The sequence below is a fragment of the Microbacterium halotolerans genome (genome assembly GCF_003569805.1).
In the GTDB taxonomy this organism is placed as follows: Bacteria; Actinomycetota; Actinomycetes; order Actinomycetales; family Microbacteriaceae; genus Microbacterium; species Microbacterium halotolerans.
The window spans coordinates 119,626-137,958 of sequence record NZ_KZ984052.1 but is presented as its reverse complement, the minus strand read 5'-3'; the positions used below and the strand labels follow the sequence as shown (position 1 = coordinate 137,958).

Annotated in this window: 16 protein-coding genes; 3 read left to right on the top strand and 13 right to left on the bottom strand. The window is 63.5% G+C overall.

What is annotated here, in order from left to right; translation table 11 throughout:
* Positions 1-46: 46 nt before the first annotated feature.
* Complete coding sequence (locus DZG09_RS09930; protein WP_119697590.1) at positions 47-853, bottom strand: hypothetical protein; 807 nt, start codon at positions 851-853, stop codon at positions 47-49.
* Positions 854-1,072: 219 nt separating this feature from the next.
* Here DZG09_RS09930 and DZG09_RS09925 point away from each other — a divergent pair, with 219 nt between their 5' ends.
* The 3 genes from DZG09_RS09925 to DZG09_RS09915 all read left to right on the top strand — a co-directional run bounded on the left by DZG09_RS09925 (position 1,073) and on the right by DZG09_RS09915 (position 2,987).
* A complete protein-coding gene (locus tag DZG09_RS09925; protein WP_119697589.1) occupies positions 1,073-1,303 on the top strand; it encodes a helix-turn-helix domain-containing protein in 231 nt (76 codons plus the stop codon).
* Between the two features lie 397 nt (positions 1,304-1,700).
* Positions 1,701-1,916 carry a hypothetical protein gene (locus tag DZG09_RS09920; RefSeq protein ID WP_162893263.1) on the top strand — a complete coding sequence of 72 codons (216 nt, stop codon included), beginning with the start codon at positions 1,701-1,703 and terminating at the stop codon, positions 1,914-1,916.
* Positions 1,917-2,651: 735 nt separating this feature from the next.
* Complete coding sequence (locus DZG09_RS09915) at positions 2,652-2,987, top strand: hypothetical protein (RefSeq protein ID WP_162893262.1); 336 nt, start codon at positions 2,652-2,654, stop codon at positions 2,985-2,987.
* Between the two features lie 340 nt (positions 2,988-3,327).
* Here DZG09_RS09915 and DZG09_RS16600 read toward each other — a convergent pair whose 3' ends face one another.
* The 12 genes from DZG09_RS16600 to DZG09_RS09855 form a co-directional block, all read right to left on the bottom strand.
* Positions 3,328-4,659, bottom strand: a complete 1,332-nt coding sequence (locus DZG09_RS16600; protein ID WP_162893261.1) for a hypothetical protein — start codon at positions 4,657-4,659, stop codon at positions 3,328-3,330.
* Positions 4,656-5,534 carry a GIY-YIG nuclease family protein gene (locus DZG09_RS09905; RefSeq protein WP_119697585.1) on the bottom strand — a complete coding sequence of 293 codons (879 nt, stop codon included), beginning with the start codon at positions 5,532-5,534 and terminating at the stop codon, positions 4,656-4,658. The genes DZG09_RS16600 and DZG09_RS09905 overlap by 4 nt, the downstream gene beginning before the upstream one ends.
* A 70-nt stretch (positions 5,535-5,604) precedes the next feature.
* Positions 5,605-6,810: a hypothetical protein gene (locus DZG09_RS09900; RefSeq protein WP_119697584.1), complete on the bottom strand. Its 1,206-nt coding sequence runs from the start codon at positions 6,808-6,810 to the stop codon at positions 5,605-5,607.
* Between the two features lie 3 nt (positions 6,811-6,813).
* Positions 6,814-10,020 (bottom strand): type I restriction endonuclease subunit R, encoded by a 3,207-nt coding sequence (locus tag DZG09_RS09895; protein WP_119697969.1) that lies wholly within the window; start codon positions 10,018-10,020, stop codon positions 6,814-6,816.
* 5 nt (positions 10,021-10,025) lie between these two features.
* Positions 10,026-11,312 carry a restriction endonuclease subunit S gene (locus tag DZG09_RS09890; RefSeq protein ID WP_119697583.1) on the bottom strand — a complete coding sequence of 429 codons (1,287 nt, stop codon included), beginning with the start codon at positions 11,310-11,312 and terminating at the stop codon, positions 10,026-10,028.
* On the bottom strand, positions 11,309-13,312 hold the full coding sequence (locus DZG09_RS09885) for a type I restriction-modification system subunit M (protein ID WP_119697582.1): 2,004 nt from the start codon (positions 13,310-13,312) through the stop codon (positions 11,309-11,311). The genes DZG09_RS09890 and DZG09_RS09885 overlap by 4 nt, the downstream gene beginning before the upstream one ends.
* 127 nt (positions 13,313-13,439) lie before the next feature.
* Positions 13,440-13,988 (bottom strand): hypothetical protein, encoded by a 549-nt coding sequence (locus tag DZG09_RS09880; protein WP_119697581.1) that lies wholly within the window; start codon positions 13,986-13,988, stop codon positions 13,440-13,442.
* A 10-nt stretch (positions 13,989-13,998) separates the two neighbouring features.
* Positions 13,999-14,859 (bottom strand): hypothetical protein, encoded by an 861-nt coding sequence (locus DZG09_RS09875; RefSeq protein WP_162893260.1) that lies wholly within the window; start codon positions 14,857-14,859, stop codon positions 13,999-14,001.
* 242 nt (positions 14,860-15,101) lie between these two features.
* Positions 15,102-15,194 carry an ATP-binding protein gene (locus tag DZG09_RS09870; RefSeq protein WP_119697968.1) on the bottom strand — a complete coding sequence of 31 codons (93 nt, stop codon included), beginning with the start codon at positions 15,192-15,194 and terminating at the stop codon, positions 15,102-15,104.
* A 317-nt stretch (positions 15,195-15,511) separates the two neighbouring features.
* Positions 15,512-15,730 (bottom strand): hypothetical protein, encoded by a 219-nt coding sequence (locus DZG09_RS16595; protein ID WP_162893259.1) that lies wholly within the window; start codon positions 15,728-15,730, stop codon positions 15,512-15,514.
* Positions 15,731-16,470: 740 nt separating this feature from the next.
* The gene (locus tag DZG09_RS16590) at positions 16,471-17,082 is read right to left on the bottom strand and encodes a hypothetical protein (protein ID WP_162893258.1); all 612 of its coding nucleotides are present in this window, start codon (positions 17,080-17,082) and stop codon (positions 16,471-16,473) included.
* Between the two features lie 396 nt (positions 17,083-17,478).
* Positions 17,479-18,333, bottom strand: a complete 855-nt coding sequence (locus DZG09_RS09855) for a DUF4131 domain-containing protein (protein ID WP_119697578.1) — start codon at positions 18,331-18,333, stop codon at positions 17,479-17,481.

Below are 18,333 nucleotides of genomic sequence, written 5' to 3'. Positions count from 1 at the left end.
CCGTCGCGCAGCGCGCGTCAGGGGGCTTTGTCATATGCACGGCGGCCTACTCGACGCGCGGCATCGCTGCGCGCGTGGCCGCCCCTTCGTCACGGATCGTGCCGATCGTGGCGGCGTGACCCGCGGCGTTGATGACGTTCCCGAGCATCACCGCGCGCGCCGTGCGCTGCTGCTCGGCGAGCTGCGCGTCGGCGGCATCGCGCAGATACTGGTTGTGCAGCTCCTGCCGATACACGTTGATCACCTCTTGGACGGTCGACGCCTGATGATCGTGCACGAGCTGCCAGCACGCCGCGACATCCTCAAGCGTCTGATACGTCTCGGGGAACCAGTCGGCGAACCGCTCGCTCCGGTACTGCCTCTGCACTGTCTTGAGCTGGTTGTCCAGGGACTGCATCTCAGGAGTGATGTCGCGCTGGATCTGCTGCGCGATCTGCTCGTTCTGCGCCGCGATCTTCTCGTTCGCGCGAACGAGTCGGGCGTTGTGGCGCTTCACCGCGAACGCTGCAACGAAGAACGATAGTGCGAACGCGACCAGAAGCGCCAGCTGCATGAGCGGCACGTCCGTGAGCCACGTCCGGCCGGGCGACTGGCCGTCCACAGCGTCGATGAGCGCAAGGATCATCAGCGCTCCGAAGACGAAGATCGCCAGCACCACGTACAGCGCGAGCGTGCCAGCGAGCACGAGGCCGATGTAAGCCCCACCGCCCCACTTGTCACGGAACGGCAGATACCGACGTGCGTGGTGAGCGTAGATCGCATCCACTCGCGCCGGTATCTCCTGGGCTTGAGACAAGAGGTTGTGCAGCAGCGCGAGACGTTCCTCCAACTGCGCGCGGTTGCCGGCGGTCATCGCGTGCATCCTGATGTGCCTCTGGATCCCTGTATTCGGCCCGAGGTTCGGGCCGAAGCAATGAGGGCTCGTGCGATTCGTCCTGGCCGCCACACGGCGACGTCATTCTTCTCGGTCATGATGCGACTGCTCTTCCTCCCCCAGCAATAGCGCGATATCGAGCATAGTGGAACTGATGAGTACCTGGTAGTCATAGATTCCTCATTCGACGGTTGAGTAGTGCCTTCTGAAGCTCTCAAATCGTCGCTCGGTGCGCAGCTGCGCGCACTGCGCCGTGCTCGCGGGCTCACACAAGAACAGCTCGCGGAACAGCTCCAGGTGACGCCGCGATACCTCGCCGGCGTCGAACGCGGTGAGAGGAACCTCACGCTCGATTCCGTGGACGCATTGGCGAAACAGCTGGCGGTGTCACCTTCGGTCGTTCTCGACGCGAGTGCCGACGAGGACTAGCAACAGCATTCGGAGGACCTGCACCACTTCGTGGAGGCATCCATCAGTACCCTCATGCTCGTCGACTGGACACACGACACCGTCGTTCACGACAACATTGAGATGAACGAAGCCGGAGCCAGCCGAGACTTGGTGCTCGCCCACGGCCTTCCTCTACATGGCGTCGACCACGCGATCAGACTGCCGCGAGCCGCGCTGTGGTCGCACTTGGACCGCCGGCATCAACCGTGCGCAGCGGGGTCCCGCACAGGAGACCGGAGGAGCAACATGCGAACAGCAATGACCAGAACCATGCGCCAGGTCAGTTCGGACCAGCAGCAGCTCCGCGAGAGCTCGTACTCATGGGCAAGTTGGCAACCGGGTCAACATGCCGGAGGGAGCGATCATCATGGACCACGTGTCGTATACACCCTCGTTCGTCGTCGCTGACTCCCTCGACGACCTGCATGGGCCGACGACCGGGGAGGTCACCCTGCCGAACCACCTGCTGTGGAACCCTCCGGACCCGTTCGACCTGGATGATGACAAAGAACTCTGCGCAATGCTCCGCATCGTGCTGCGCGCGGCCCACTCACTGCCAAACTCGCCGAGTACGTGGATCGTGGCAGTCTGATCAGGCTCTGGAGCGCCCTCGGTCTCCCCGAGTACATCCGCAAGGCCTGGGAGGCGAGGTTTCCCGAGCTCTCCCCCACCTTTGTCGCATGACCAACTCGGAGGCCACTCACCGCGTCTGGGACTGCATCAACGCCGCGTTGACCGAAGAAGGCTGACCCGTGGACGTCACCAGGCATGCGAGCGCGCCGAGATGCGCGCAATATGGCCGCGCGGCAGAAGGCCGCATTAGCCGACTGTGACTCCCTCGTGAACCCTGGTCGCCACGTCGTACCGCAGAACATTCAATTGCCCGGTCATCTCGACTGCGCCGTCGATGTAGTAGTGGCTCTCGCCGTCATAGAAAACGCCGTTCGACCCTCCGGGATCGAGCAGGTGCGCGCCCACTCCTGAAATCTGTTGCCCTCGCATCGTCCACCCACCGCGACCCAGAGGGCCCCGAGCTGGAGGACTGTCGCGCACGACGGGTACCCGGCCGTTCGTCACACCTCGGCGACAGAGTCACTCCTCAAGCCTGGAGACGAAAGCAGACACGCCCTCTCGAACGGGCGAAAGATCGAGGCAAGACCATAATATTGAGCTCGTGATATCGCGGACGTTGCGTGTGGGTCTGAGCCTCTCGCTCACCTGCGGACTGCTGGTCGCGTCCGTTGGTTGCTCAGCTCTGGCTTCAGAAGAGCGAACACCTCTGGCAACCTCCCAGCCAGCTGAGCCTGCTAGCACCCCGAATCCCGCTGTGACGCAAGCAATGAACAAGGCTGCTGCTTGCGTCGCATCCAATATCGCCGTCGGCGAATTCGGGGATGCAACACGCGAGTCGCCAACGCCAGAAGAGTACGGAGCGGCACTGCAAAAGCTCGCCTTTACGCTCGGTGACGAGGCACTCGACGTCGGCGACACGGGCGGAAGCGACATAGAGATGTTGATAGCAAGTCTCGCCACCGAGACGGCAGATACCGCAGACGAGTACCTTGAGACCGGCGAGATTTCAACTCGCAGATGGCTCGCTTTTCGCACCAGCATGAAGGCCGTATCCGATCTCTGCACTCATCATTGGGAAGTAGAGGATTGAGAGTTGCCGCTCGCGCGAGCTGAAGAACCTGTCGTCGACCACCTCCAAGTAGTGACTGCGCGGCTGCTGCGCCTTCCACTCTAACTCAGCCCCACACCCACTGCCGATTGCCTGTCAGCGAGGAATCGCTGGCGGCCCGTCCGTGAATGTCACGACAACGACTTTGCGAGCCTTCCCGCCCTTCCTCCGCTATGAGCGTACGGTTTGCAAGAAAGTAGGAAAAGGCCTGAACGCGTCGCCACGCAACGCATTGGTCCCACCTATCAGCTCCATGTCATCCACCTCAAGGACACCGCTACGCTGGCGTGATGCTCGGGTCGCCCCGAAGCACCGACTCACCTCATTGCTCGTTCACTATGTCTATCAGCGCCTGGTGCCATCCAGTAAACGACTCGACGCACGAGGGTTCCTGAAACACAGTTTCTTCAAAGAAGGTCTTCATATGATGCGAGTACTGACCACGCTTCTCAAGGCCTTCTTTCCCTACGAACAGATATGTCACCCGCGGATGATCCTTCGCCCGTGCCGCCAGTCGCGTGATGATGAAATGCTGCGTGTCATGCGCTTTCTGAAGAACCTCGAGCGCTTCCTGTCGCGCAGGTTCATATCCTGCGTGAACGATTCGATTCCTGAGCGCAGCGACACATCCGCGATGCTCTTTCCAGGGGCTCTTCTCGCTTGTCCAGTCACCGCCCAGGCGGGGTGCCAGTTCGCTGGTCGCGCGCTTCAAGGGTGTGACGTCGTTCGAGAATACTGATGCGGCCTCTTTGAGCGCTTGTTCTAGATCACAAGTAGGATCACTGAACGCGGACTCCCAGAGAAGCGCGGACAGCACCGCATCGCACAGCACTTCCACAGCAGTCGCTGCAATCGTCACTCCTGCCGCATACTCGCCTTCATAGTGAATAAGACGTCGGGCTTCGACAAGTTTCTCGCGCGCATGAACGGTTGGCGTTCGCCCAGCAGCATGCTTTAGCCAGATATCGAACACCTCTCGGCTGGTGGGTTCGGCCGCAGCGTCAGGGAAGTTCCTGTTCTCGAGGATCATGATTCCGATGTCCGGCCACTCCAGCTCGTCAACGGCCCCGATGGCCGTTTCTAGAGAGGGAGGAGCGTCGCATACGGAGTTCGCTTTCACTACGATCGGGGGCATGCGTTCATAAGTCGGTTCGACCGCTGGGCGTCCATCTCCGATGAGATTCGCTGCTCTCACAACCGTTCGGGTTGCATGCAGTGCTCGCATAAACGCATCTTCGTGCGGACCAAGATTCGCTGGCGCTCCATCCCAACCTACGGGTGGGTTTGTCGGTGAGCACACGCGTGTGATCACATCTGCGACCGAGCGCAGCTCGGTTGGTGAGTCACCGGAATCCGTTGGTTCTTTTTGCTGGCGATATAGCCCTACGCGCGATGCGACAATCGCCGTGCAGTGGTCCGCGGCTGCGAGTGAAGCGGACACCGGTGTCTCCACCTGATGGACGGTCAGTCGCGCAAAAGTTGGGCGCTGGTCGCCAGCGCTACTGTGGTACACCTGCACGCTCTCGAATCGGTCCTCCAGACCGATGAGCTCCGGGAGAAGGAAGATAAAGCGAGAATAGTGGTCATGCGCGTCCGCGAGGTCGCAACCTGTCTCGCTGCACTTCGCTCGCTCGACCGGCTCTTCGTCGGTCATCGTTCGTGGCTTCCTCTATGCGTTGTGACGTCCATGGCCATGCCTCTCTTCTCGCTCGCTGACCAGTTCCGGTTCAGCCCGTGCTTCCAGGTGTCCAGGATGTGCTTGAAGTGACTTTCGGCCTCGTCGACCTCCCACGTCGGCGTCACCGGATCGAACACGCGCAGGATCGAGAAGCGGAAGCTCGACGGATCGAGGCCACGCAGCTCGACGCTGCCGCCGTGCCCGTTGGCTGCGTATGCGCTCCAGCGCTGCCGGAGGCTCTCCGCGCCGTCGGCCTTTCCGACGTACTGACGACCGTCGCTGGTGTCCGTGATCAGGTAGATGCCCGCGACGGAGGAGAGGGCGGTGCGCCATCCGGCGTAGCGGTGCTCACGCATCACCGCCTGGAGGCGCTCGTGATCGAGGACGATGCGATCGAAGCCCGGGAACGGGATCGGCTTCGCATCCGCGACCTCCACCACCGGATAGCGGGCAGCGGTTGGGCCGTTGAGACGCCGTGCTCGCGGCGACCTCCATCCGATGACGAGCCGGTTCCTCAGGTCGGCCAGGTGATCGGATATCTCGAGGTCGAAGGTGCGTCGAAGACCGTCGCTCGACGTCTCGCCCCGGTTCTCGACGACAGACCACAGCCGCGCGCGGTCACCGCCCTCTCGGATGAACACGAGCCAGAAGCGAGGGGGATCCGCGGGGAACTTCCTCGTGCTCGCGGACTGGTTCGCCGTGTACGCGAGGACCTCGTCGTCGGTGGAGTCGAGATGGATGCCGGACTCACCGGTGTCCTCGTGCCTCTCGACGAAGGCGTGTCGGATCGCCTGGATATCAGTGGGATCGATCCCCGCGCTGCGGAGGATGGGATCGAGGGTCAGGGTCATAGTGATCTCGGTTGGTGCCCGTGTCATCTCGTCTAACGCGACAGGCGTTGAAGAATACAACCACGCAATGTCAGGCCTGCGATTGCCCAGGCCCGCCGCGTAGCGCCCTAGTAGCGTCGTCGACCAGTGCGGGCAACTCGGTTGGGTTGATCTCGAGAGCGTGCTTCGCTGCGTCGCGGTGAGCGAATCGGGAAAGCACGTTTCTCACGAGCACGGCATCGCCAACCTGTTTCCGCGCATCGAGCCGCACGTCCTCCTTGGATCCCGCATAGAACGGTGCGAGAGCCTGCAGTGAGAGCGCGACATCCTCCGCGGTGTCGGCCTCGCGAAAATGCCGACCTGCTTCACGCAAGAGCAACGCGCCGAACGCCGCGATGACCAGGGCAACAGTCGACCGGAGCACCCCGTCGCCAAGCGTGAGGTCGAAGTCGTTGTCAAGGGCCTCGCTGACGATGAACCAGCCGACAGCGCCCGCGAGCGCGAACGCAGCAACGGCACCGGCACGGATCCACTGCGCGGCTCGACGCTCACGCTTCGCGCGTCCGTTCCAGTCGGCCGCGCTAAGGTCACCCGCGGCATGCTCAGCGAGCGCGTTCCCGGTCTTCGCCGTAGCAGCGAGGGTCGTGACATGCTGAAGGGCCTGAGCGTCGTGCTTTTCGTCCGTCGAGGCACGGTCCTTTTGCCATCCGCTGAGTGCCTCAGTCCACTCCACATCGATCTTGGTCTCGGCCGCGGCGCTGACCTCGGCGATCTTCCCGCGCTCCGTTGCGATCTCGGAGCGCAGGGTGTCGAGGTCCTGGTCGAGGTCATTCAGCTTCTCGAGCCGCTCATGGAGAACCGTCTCGGTCTCCTTGACTTTCTGCTCCAGTTCGTCGAGCCGGGCGGTGCTGAACTTGATCTGCTGGTCAAGGAGCTCGACGTAGGTCTCCTTCAGCTCCTTCGGCGGTGGCAGGGGCAGCGCGCGCAGCGCCGCCTGCAGCCGCCAGATACGCTGAGGGTTCTGCGGCTGGTACTGGACGCCCGCGTACTGCCGGAACTCGTTGTCACCGGTCTGCAGCTCGTTGAGGGCTTGCCCCACCTCGTCGAGGGCGCTGAGATACAGTGCGGGCTGCTGGGCAAGCTTCGTCTTCTTGGCTTCGGAGAGCCACTCAACGAGGTCCTTGCGCTTCTGCTCGAGGTTCGCGTCGCCGTACCGGGCCCCTTTGACAGCGTCCAGCTTGAGATCCAGGGTCTCCCAGACCTTGTGCTTGCGGTATCGCTGACTCCCGGTCGCCATATCTTACCTTTCCTGACTGTCTTGGCTGTCCTCGTCATCGCCCATCCGCCACCTTCGCGACCGGTACAGATACTCCCCGATCAGGCGGATGAACTCATCAGCACGGTCGCTCTCACCCGTGAGCGCACCAGTGAGCTTTCCGAATGCCCCCTCGTTGAGCACCGCGGCGTCAGTGAGGGTCTCGCGCAGCTCGGGCGAGGACATGAACTGGTCGAGGGCGTTGTGGTCGATCTGGTCAGCGATCCGTGTGTCCTCTTCGGCCATGCCGGCCGCCGCACGGACGAAGCCTTCGATCTGCGGGTCGGCGAACTCGGAGCCGAACAGCTCGTTGATCTTCGACACCACTTCCGACAGCAGCGCCTGCTGCGGGTCCTGGCGCGACACGTGCGATCCGACGCCCGTGATGCCTTGCAGACCCGGCGTCGTCTGGTCGCCCGACAACGCGATGTCGGCCTTGCCCTGGTCGATCTGGCGGACGCGCCGCATCTCCAGCCCCGACACGTCCACATCCGGATCAGCACCGTCGGTCGGCAGCAGCCGCACCAGCTGGCGCAGGAACTCGGCGAGCTTCTCCAGATCGCTCGTGCCGTAATCCACGACCTGTGACATGAAGTCGTACAACCGGACGTACGAGCCGCAGTCCTTCCGGAACGTGCGCAGCTCGTCAAGCGCCTCACTGTCTTCGTCGGCCTGCGCATCATTCCAGCGCGCGACGAACTCGTCGCGCGCGGGCGTCACAGCCGCGGCCAGCGCGGCGTGCGACTGTTTCCGCGCCCACCAGGCTTCCGCATAGCGTTCGACGTCGTTCGGCGTGTAGATCCGGGCCTGCGCGAGCTTCGTCGCCAGCACATGCACGTGGTTCGGGTCGGTTTCCTTCTCCACGTGTGCCTCGAGGTAGTACATCAAGAACGCCTCGTGGATATCGTCGGGATCGTTGACGAAGTCGAGCACGAACGTGCGGTCCTTCATCTCGCCCGACGGCGCACGATACTTACGGTTCAGGCGCGACAACGTCTGCACCGCGTGCACGTCCGGGAGCTTCTTGTCCACGTACATCGCGCACAGCAGCGGCTGATCGAAGCCCGTCTGGAACTTGTCGGCGACGATCATGAGCCGGTACTCGGGGCGACGGAACTCGCGTGCGAGGTCGGACCCGACGCCGGGGTTCAGCGACGCCTCGGTCGCATCCTCGATGCCATAGTCCTCGTCGCTCAAGTTGCCGCTGAACGCGACGATCGACTGATACGCATACCCACGCTGCTTGAGGTACTTGTCAGTCTCGATCTTGTACCGCAGCGCAGCCTGGCGCGAATCGGTGACGACCATAGCCTTCGCGTGCCCGTCCAGCAGGTGCGCGACGTTGGCTTGGAAGTGCTCGACGATGATCTCGACCTTCTGGCCGATGTTCGTCGGATGCAGGTTCGCGAAGCGCATGATCTTCCGCGTCGCCGTCTTCGGATCCACAAGAAGGTCGTCATCGTCGGGGCCGATGCCCGTCGCGATGCCTGCCTTGCCCTGCTGTTCGATTTCGAACGCCGTCCGGTACGTCTGGTACCCGCGCAGCACGTCGAGAATAAAGCCCTCCTCGATCGCCTGCCGCATCGGGTACACGTCGAACGAGACCGGCTTGCCGTCCTCGCCCGTACGACCGAACAGCTGCTTCGTCTTCGCTTTCGGCGTCGCCGTGAACGCCAGCAGCGACACGTTCCGCGCCCCGGCACGCGCCGCCGTCTCCGCCGCGATCTGGCGTTCGCGGGTCACGTCTGACTCGACGAGTTGGTTGATCACGTCCTGGCCGTCGAACTCGCCGTCATCGGCGACCTCGCCGCCTTCGGTGAGCACGCTCTTCAGCTCCGCAGCGGTCTTGCCCGACTGGGACGTGTGGGCCTCATCGACGATCACCGCGAAGTTCTTCGTGCCGAGCTTCGTCTCCAGCAGGTCCTTCACGAACGGGAAGGTCTGCAACGTGACGACGATGATCAGCGACGACCCGGTCAGCGCGTCCAGCAGCGCGCGCGACTTCGAGCCCCCGGACCGGCGCACAGCCGCCGAGTCGATCACCGCGACGCTGCCGCCGGTGTCGTCGACCTGCTCCACCGCCTGCTGCAGCTGGGCATCCAGGACACGGCGATCCGAGACGATGATGACCTTGTCGAACACCTTCTCGTTCGACTGGTCGTGCAGGCGCGCAAGCCGGTGCGCCGTCCACGCGATCGTGTTCGTCTTCCCCGACCCCGCGGAGTGCTCGATCAGATACCGCTGCCCCGGGCCGTCGTCACCGATCGCGCCGACGAGCTTCCTCACCGCACGCCACTGGTGATAGCGCGGGAACATCAGCGCCGTCGACCGCGTGATTTTTCCCGTCGCCGGATCCTCGTCGACATCGGTCTTCAGGAACATCTGCGAGCCAAGGACCGACAGGAAGTTGTCGCGCTGCAGAACCTCCTCCCAGAGGTACGAGGTCGCGGGCCCCGAAGGGTTGGCCGGGTTCCCCGCGGCACCGGTGTCGTCATGGCCGCGGTTGAACGGCAGGAAATACGTCTTCTCCCCCGCCAGCTTCGTGGTCATGTACACCTGGTCGTCGTCGACCGCGAAATGCACCAGCGCACGCGTACCGAACCCGAGCAGCGGCTGACCAGCCGGGTCACGATCCTTCCGGTACTGCGTAACCGCCGTGCGCCACTGCTGCTTGAAGAACGACTTCAACTCGCACGTGGCGACCGGTAGCCCGTTGACGAAAAACACCAAGTCGATCGACCGCTTGTCCCCGCGCTTCGGCGAGAAATAGACCTGACGGGCCACACGCAGCCGCACCTTCTCGTACTGCTCGGTCACGGTCTTGTTCAACGTCGTGGCGGGCTTGAACTGGCACATCCGGAAATGCGCCGTCGCCCCACGTGTGTGCGAGAACTTCCGACGCAACACGTTCAGCGTCCCACCGCCCGAACTCATCGGAGTATCGAGCCTGGTGACGAGCATCGACAGCAACGCCTCCCGATCGGCCTGCTCCGCACCCGTGCCGACGCGCACAACCTTCGCGTACTCATCCGGCTGCGTCTCACTCAGCCACCAGATCACGTCCTCGGGCCAGATCGCCCGCTCGGCGTCGTAGCCGTCGTCGTTCGGACTGTACAGCCAACCGTTCTTGCCGAGGTGCTCGGCGATCTCGATCTCGAGCTTCTCCTCGCGCGTTGCGTCCAATGCTGCCATCGCCTTCACGCTGCCTTCCGTGCCGTGCGCACATCGAACTGCCCCGTCACCGCCGCCGTGATCAGCGCGGCGCGGCGCTCCTTGGCGAGGGTGATGTGCTCCTCGGCCCTGGTGATCAGGGCGTCGATCTGAGCGGTCTCGGCGACCAGGTTCGTGAGTTCCGTGCGCTGGATGTCCTCATCAGGCACGTTCGCGCGGATCTTGAGCAGATCAGAGGTGTTGATCCGCGGTGTCCGCACGTTGCCGCTGTCCATGCCTCCGATGCCGCGCAGACGCAAGATGATCTCGCCGACGAACGCTTTCGTCCGCATCAGCTCGGACAGCCAGTCCGAGTCAACTGCCGAAGCAACCCTGAGGACTGCGTAATCCGGGCTCACGACTCCGTCCTCCGGAGCCACACCGAGCGCGCCCTGGAACGCGCGCATCCGATTCACGACGATGTCACCCTTGAGGCAGCTCTTGTAATGACCCAGGTCCTCCGCTCGGGAGAGTTTTTCCGTGGTTTCCTCCCGGCGTCGAACCCCCCAGTCGATCGAGACGGACAACAGCGGCAGATCCACTGCCCGTGTTCCTGCACGGTGGTCAATTTCAGACAGGAACCAGCGGAGTCGCTCGCCGTGGTTCACTCGGTCGGCGAGCACTTCCCGCGCGCGTGAGCGCCTTTCCCGAAGCAGCCCGACGAACTCCTCCTGCTTCGCTACGAGCGCGTCGATCTGGGCCGTCTCCTGGTCCAGGTAGTCGGCGATGGCGCGCTGCTCGCCGAGAGTTGGGAGCGGGATCGTGACCTTGTTGAGATCAGTGCTGCGGATCCCGACGCGGGTGACGCCGGCCGCGATGACGCCCCACTGCCGCGCAATGGGCTCGGAGCCGAGCGCCCAGTAGAGGAACTTGGGAACGACTCTTCCTGTGAAGGGCCGGACGATGGCGAGGTGGTACCCGCAGATGAGGTCGTTTGCCTCGTACTCGACGAACGCCGGGACACCGATGTCGTCGGCGGTCTCCGAGTCCTTGGTGATGAGCGTGTCACCTCGACGGATGCGGAACTTCCTGATCTGTTCGCGGGTTGCGGTGGCGGCCATAAAGTCGAGCGAGCCGACAATAGAAGCGTTCTTGTAGACGTCCACGTAGTTGCAGAGCCTTACTGATGGCTGCCCCTCGACTGTGTGCTTGTCGACGTTGCTCGTCCATGCGTCCGCGACCTCGAACAGACGCACGCCCGACCACCCTGACGGGATGTCGCCCAGCCACTTCTGCACGCGATCAGCGACAGGGTCCTCAACAACGACACTCACGACTCCACCTCCCGCAGCAGTGTCATGATCTCGCCGACGACGCGCTCGAGGTCCTTGTCGATCTCCTCGAGCGGCCGGGGCGGCTCGTACGTGTAGAAGTGCCGGGTGAACGGGATCTCGTACCCGGTCTTCGTCTTGTCCCAGTCGATCCACGCATCGGCGACGTGCGGCTTCACCTCAGCATCGAAGTACGCTTGCACGGTCTCATCGCGCGCCTCGTGCATCTTGGGATGATCGCCCCAGCCGAACGGGACGTTCTCGGTGTCACGCAGCGCGGGGTCTGGTTCGAGGTCGCCCTTGTTCTTGCCGGACTGCACGCGGCAGTAGTCGGCGGTGTCGTCGTGGACGCCAATCGTCTGCCACAGCTTCTTGCGCTGTGCCGGCGTGAGCCGCACGCCATGATCGCCGAGGTGACGGCCGATCGCCTTGTCGAATGTCTCCCGGTTCAGATAGACCTCGTCACCGAACGCTTCGAGAGCCTCGCTAAGGCCGTCGACCTTAGTCAGGGTCTTCTGCTCTGCAACGGCGCTGATCGCATCGGGCGTGCACTGGAAGCGCAGCTGCAGCGGGCGCTCGACCGTGACCGTCCAGTACGCGAAGTCGCGCTTGTGGAACGTCTTCACCGGGACCTCGACGTCGTCCTCGCTCAAGGTGCCAGTGAAGGCCCGAACAACTGCGTCGCGGTGCGCGTCGGGGATCTCCATCCTCTTCGACCCGATCGACTTGCGCAGCTTCGTGCCGAGCTTCGTCGCGTCGATCAGCTGGACCGTGTCCTTGCGATCCGCGGGCTTCGCGTTCGACAGGATCCACAGGTAGGTCGCGATGCCGGTGTTGTAGAACATGTCGTTCGGCAGCGCCACGATCGCCTCGACGAGGTCGTTCTCGAGCATGTGTCCGCGGATCTCCGACGGGCCCGAGCCTGCCCCACCGTTGAACAGCGGCGAGCCGTTCAGGACGATGCCGGCTTTGCCACCGCGGCCTGTCTCGTCGACGTCGCGCATCTTCGAGGCCACGTGCAGGAGAAACAGCATCGCCGCATCGCCCACGGCAGGCAGCCCCGGCGTAAAGCGCCCTTGGCCACCGCGGTCGTGCTCGGCTTTCACGTCCGACTCGACGGCCTTCCAATCGGTACCGAACGGCGGGTTCGAGAGGACGTAGTCGAACTGGCGGTCCTCGAACCGGTCAACGACGAGTGTGTCGCCCTGTCGCACGTTCGACGGGTCCTGGCCAGTGATCAGCAGGTCGGCCTTGCAGATCGCATAGGTGCGCGTGTTGATCTCCTGCCCGAACAGCGCCGTCGACGCACCCGGACTGAAACTGCGCAGGTGCTCGTCGGCGACACTGAGCATGCCGCCCGTGCCGACAGTCGGGTCGTAGATCGACCGGACCGTGCCACGACCCCGAAGCGCATCGGCGTCGTCTGCATAGACGAGATCGACAAGGAGCCGAACGACATCCCGCGGCGTGTAGAACTGCCCAGCGCCCTCGTTGGCCGACTCGGCGAACCGGTAGATGAGGTTCTCGAACAGGTCACCCATGTCCGCGTTCGACACCACGGCCGGCGACAGCTCGATGCTCTCGAAGTGCCGGGTCACCTGCGACAGCCGGTCGCGACTGTCCAGGGTGCGGATAATGTTCTCGAAGTCGAAGGCATTGAACACGTCAAGATTCGCCGAGAACCCACCGACGTAGTCGATCAGATTCTCCGCGAGGTTGTCCGGATCTTCGAGGGCCTTCTTCAGCGTGTAGTCGCTTGTCGTCCAGAACGAGAGACCCGGGTTCTCGGCCGTCCGTGTCTTCAGCTTCAGGTGCGTGCGTCGCTGTTGCTCGCCCTCGTAGCCGGCGACGATATCGGCCATGACCTCGCGATGCGGACCCATCACGCACTCCAGCCGCCGCAGCACTGTAAACGGGAGGATGACCGAGCCGTACTCGGCCTCGGAGTAGGGGCCGCGAAGTGTATCGGCGACGCTCCACACGAAGCTGGAAAGGACTGACACGCGCGAAGTTCTCCTGGTCTACGAGAGTGGCTGGGGTACCGACCTCACCCTATCGGCGAGGTCCGACACGGACAGAGTCTGCGACCTGCCCATGTCCGTTGGAGTGGCCATGCTCGTCGCGTGACGTTCACGTTCTATGTGAGCCATCCAAGCGTTTGTCAACCGCGTTCATCTGTACGTAGGCGCTGTACAGGGCTGGCACGGCTGAGAAGAATAGCGCCAGCGACAAAGCCGATCCGACCCAGGTCACGGCTGCGAACACGCCCGCCACTCGGCCCTGGTCATCCGTGGCGACGCTCGTCCCGACGACGAGGACCGCGGCCGTAGCTGCGCTCACGAGGGTCGCTCCGAGCAGCCGGGTCACCGCAATGTCTACGAGGTCACGCTCTGGCCTCTCAGCCACTCCCTGCTGACCGTGCCGTGCATCCAGCGTCCGACGAACTCCCGACAGATGGGTGAACGCCGTTAGGAACCCTCCAGCGAAGATCGCGATGCCCGCGATGAGACCGTCAGACGACCTGATCGTCCATCCGAACACGAGGCTGCACACGACGATCGCAGCCAGAACGAGTACCATCCCGACGATCTTCGCCCAGTACGTGAACGTGTTGCGTGACCTGAAGCGCGTGACCTTCAGCTGAGCACGCAGGAGTGCCGACAGGCTGGTCGAGCCCATTTAGCACCTCCTAGATCGGCAGCGGGATCTTCAGGCTCGGGACGAGAAGGCGAAGCCGAGCCTCGGCCGCAGACTGCATCTTCGCGGCCGTCGGCCTATCCCCTATGGAGACCGGGTAGATGAAGACGTCGTTGACGTTCGAGGGACGGATTGTCTGTGTCCGGCCTTCTGCATCATCGTATGAGAGGCTGCCATCGTTGAAGTCGGAAGGATTGATCTCGACGCCAACGAGGCTCGCTAGCTGCTCTACCGGGGTGCCGATGGGAGCAGGGTCGTAGTCGGCTGGCACATCGAGCTTGGCCCAGCCGAGAACCATGGACTTGATCGAGCTGAGCGCCCCGGCCGGCAATCCGTTCCGACGGAGCACAATCTCGCTGGAGCTGCGCGCCTTCCCCCGCGGAGCGTTGCGCCGTTCGAGCTGGAAGGCCAAGCCGTTGCCCTTCGTGAGGACCTCTTCGAGACGCTCCATGTCACCGACCGGACTACTCATCAACCGCCACCACCGCTGATTGTCAGCATCGCCGTCCATGCTCGCGAGCTCGAATGACACGACGCTGATCAGCTTGAGCAGCTGATAGCCCGCTGAACTTCGGGAACGCGCCTCCGACACCAGCACAGCATCCGCCCCCGTGGTAGGCAAGTACAGGGACACGTGGAACGGATTCGTCGACGCGAGTTCCTCCAGAGCTACGTCCTGTTCTACCCGGGTCCCGATCGCGAGATCGTGACTGCCCCGTCGCCCGACACGGACAACAAAGTCGACACGAGACGATTTGATCGACATCTCCTCCACTCTGATGGTCGGAAGCGCGTCCACGGGCGCAGTGGCACTTTCGTCGTTGTCGGCCAGCGCATACGTGAGTTTGCCCATCCTTGTCGTGCCGACCAATCGCGACCGCATCGCCTCGAGCGACTCGAGGAAGGACTCACCGGCTCCACCGTTCAGCCTCGCTTCAACGATGTCCTGGGCCTGCCGTGTGTGCCCGTGATGGATGTTCACCTTGTCGAGCCTGAACCCGAACATCGTCTTGTTCGCCATGCGTCCCCAGTAATTCGCCGTTGATCTGTTTGACCCTCACAGCTTATCCAAAGGTTCGGACACCACTTACACACTTAAGGACCTACACACGGCGGCCCCGACATGAGCAGGTGGTGGCCGCTGGCCGCCGCGATGAGCAGGGCCTCGACGGCCGCCGGCTGGCCGATGGTCTCCGCAGAGTCAGGCGATTCGGCTCGGACTCCCTACCGAGTACGCGGCGGACCGACCCCATCCAGAGCCTGAGACACGGCACGGGATGGCTGCTCGATGAGCACCGTGTTCCGACTTGCAACCTATTGTCGGTTGACATGTCGAGGAGAAGTTCTGAAGCGCATGAGGCATCAGAATCCCTGCGGATCGCGGGTGGTCACGACGCCATTCTGCTTGAAATACGAGCAGAATCGCCGTTGTTCGTTGAAGACAAGTTGATCGCGACCGGATCGTTGATCCAGATTTCCTCGATTCCTGCGTCGTCGAGGAGCGGCTACAGCGGCCCCTGTCTGGTGACGGCCGTAGCGGCGGTCTGTGCCGACGCGTCGATGTCATCGATCGGGCAGGACGCGCGCGCCAGCGCATAGACATTGTGCCGCTGGATCGCGAGATGCAGAAGCGACGGCCGGACTTCACGAAGAAGCTCCTTCTGCGGATCAAGGCGATCAAGAACTCGGATACGCTCGGCGACCTGCCCGAACTCCGCGAGCAACTTGTGACTCCGAGTCCCACGATGCTCCCGACATCGCCGCTTGAGCGTGATGTCCGCGATCCGGGCCGCCTGCGAGCCCGCATCTACTCCGCACATTCGCTGGCAACGAGCAGTAGACGGTGGCAAATAATATGGCCGCTGACCAGGACATTCCGAAGACAATGGCAACCCGCAGTAACCCCTGATAGAGCGGAGCTCTTACTCGAAAGGTCTGAACACGTCGAGGCTCGTGGAGAATCCACCGATACAGTCGACGAGGTTCTCAGCGAGATTGTCCGGGTCCTGCAGCGCCTTCTCCAGCGTGTAGGCACGGGGCGTCCAGAATGACAGTCCGGCACTGTCCTCACTGCGGGCCTTGAGCTTCAGGTGCGTACGCCGCTTCTACTCCCCCGGGTGCTGCGCTCAGCGCGATCGACTTCGGCCATCGCGTCGCGATGCGGTGCCATGGTGCACTCGAGACGTCGCAGCACGGTGAAAGCGAGAACTACCAAGCCATGCTCAGCTTGGCTGCACGGGCGGCGGAGCATGCCGGCGACGCTCCGCATGAAGCTGTATAGGACAGAGAGAAGCGATCCAGGCCCCACGCGGGCCAACGCGCCCGTTGCAACGACCGCGTTGCGCGCTCTGTGCGCGTGGTGCCGAATGTCAGGGGAGCTGCCTCTGGCAGCACCAGTCGAGCCGCATGCTGCGTTCCAGTGTTCTCAAGTGCATGGAGGGCGAACTATCCGAACAGGACAGCGCTATTCCTGTGGGTACTCCCATTCCCATGCGGCGTCGGGGTTGTCTGTAAGGATCACGATGCCCGACGGAGTGGGCACGTCCAGGACGACCGATCCTGAGACTCGTTCGGCAGGCCCGATCTCTTGTGGGAGCGTGTCACTGTCAGGAAGGCAGGACCAGGCAGCACTGGTGGCAGGTGACCCGTTCATGGTTGTACCGTTCTCTGCGATGACGTCCCAGGCGACGGATCCCCACCACAGTCCACCTCCGATGTCGGCGAGCTCCGACGTGGTCTCTCCTTCGAGATCGATCTTGACGAAGTGCCCGTACTCGGATGGTTCCGCCCACTCGTTGGTGCACTTGGGATCGACTTCGATAGCTGTCACGCTGAACGTGACCGTGGGCTCACCGGAGTCTGGGCTTCCCAGACCGAAAGTCTCCCCAACCTCCTTTATGAGGTTTCCACGTTCGCTTTCGTCGCGGGGCTGGTCAGGCTCCGGCGTCTCGGATGGTGTCGTGGCCGGCTCCACCGTGGGCGCTTCCGGCTCCGGGGAGTCCTCGCCTGGTCCCGCGCAGCCTGTGAGAAGAAGGAGAGACGTGCAGGCAAGGGCGGCGAGCGTCGTTGGCTTCATGAGAGCAGTTTCTGAGGAGAACTACCGAAGAGATCATCCTGATATTCCAATCAGGCCATTCCATGGTCGCACGTACCAACCCAGCTAGAAACGCAGAGGCGGACCGTCCCGCGTCACGATCGCGCCGTGGGTCGTCTCATCGTCTGTTCAAGCATCTGCTTAGAATCACTGACTGGCTGGCCTTCAACTCCAACTAGGTCAAAGGGACGCCAGGCACGAATCGAGCTCACAGGGCGGCACGGCTCAGGTCAGGCCGAGGAGTACGGACGCAGGTCGTCACCCGCGCTCGGGCTGGCTGTGAGGTCAACGCGGTAGGTGGCGAGCAATGCGCGAGATCCTGCCCGAGCACGGCGCAGGCAGTAGCGTCACCGACCCGTTCTAGGAGTGACGCAGCGCCTATGCAACACGCGTGCAGTGTGCGTAGGTAGACTCACCCTTGATCCATGTGATGTCTCCGCTCACGGCCGTCAGATGACTGAGAGACGAGGCCTTCATCGCCTCGTCGAGATCACCGGAGACGAAGCGCGTATCGCCGACGGACAGGCCGGGGAGCAGCTCTCCACCTTGTCCGGGCAGCTCGGCGGCGAGCCGGGCGAAGGTGTCGCGCATGCCGCTGACGGCGCCGAGCACGTGCGGCGGTTCCCGTTCCACGGCGATGCTCGCGGCATAGACGACCGCGACTTCGGCGGATCCGTTCGCCGCATCCGCACGGCCGGCGACCGTCACCCGCGAGCCGAGGTCGAGTCGGCCGCCGGAACTCGCATCGGTCGGGGCGAAGACGCGCACCGGAACAGCGACCCGCAGCGCACCGCTCCCCGCCTCGTCGATCAGCTCGGTCGTCAGCGAGAACATCACGTCGTCGCCGCGGAGCTGCACCTTCGTCGTCACCACACCCGTGACCTCGACGTGCCCGGCATCGACGGCCGAAACGGCGGCTTCACGCGCCGGCTGCGCCACCGCGACGTGCACGGCTGCGGCGCCTGCCACGGCCGCGGCCACCGCAGCGATCGCGAGCCACCCGCGCGCGATCCGGACCTCCCATCCCGGCTTGGACAGAACGAGCAGCACCAGCACGGCGCAGACTACGGCCAAAGAGAGAGCGAGCATCGCAGCGATGGTCGGGAGCACCGCAGCAGCGGTCGAGACCGCCCACGCAGCGATCGCCACCGGCAGCAGCCGCATGTCGGTGCGAGACGCCTGCCGGCTCTCCCCCACGGAAGCGGCCGCGCCCGCCGAGGAAAGGCCTGCCAT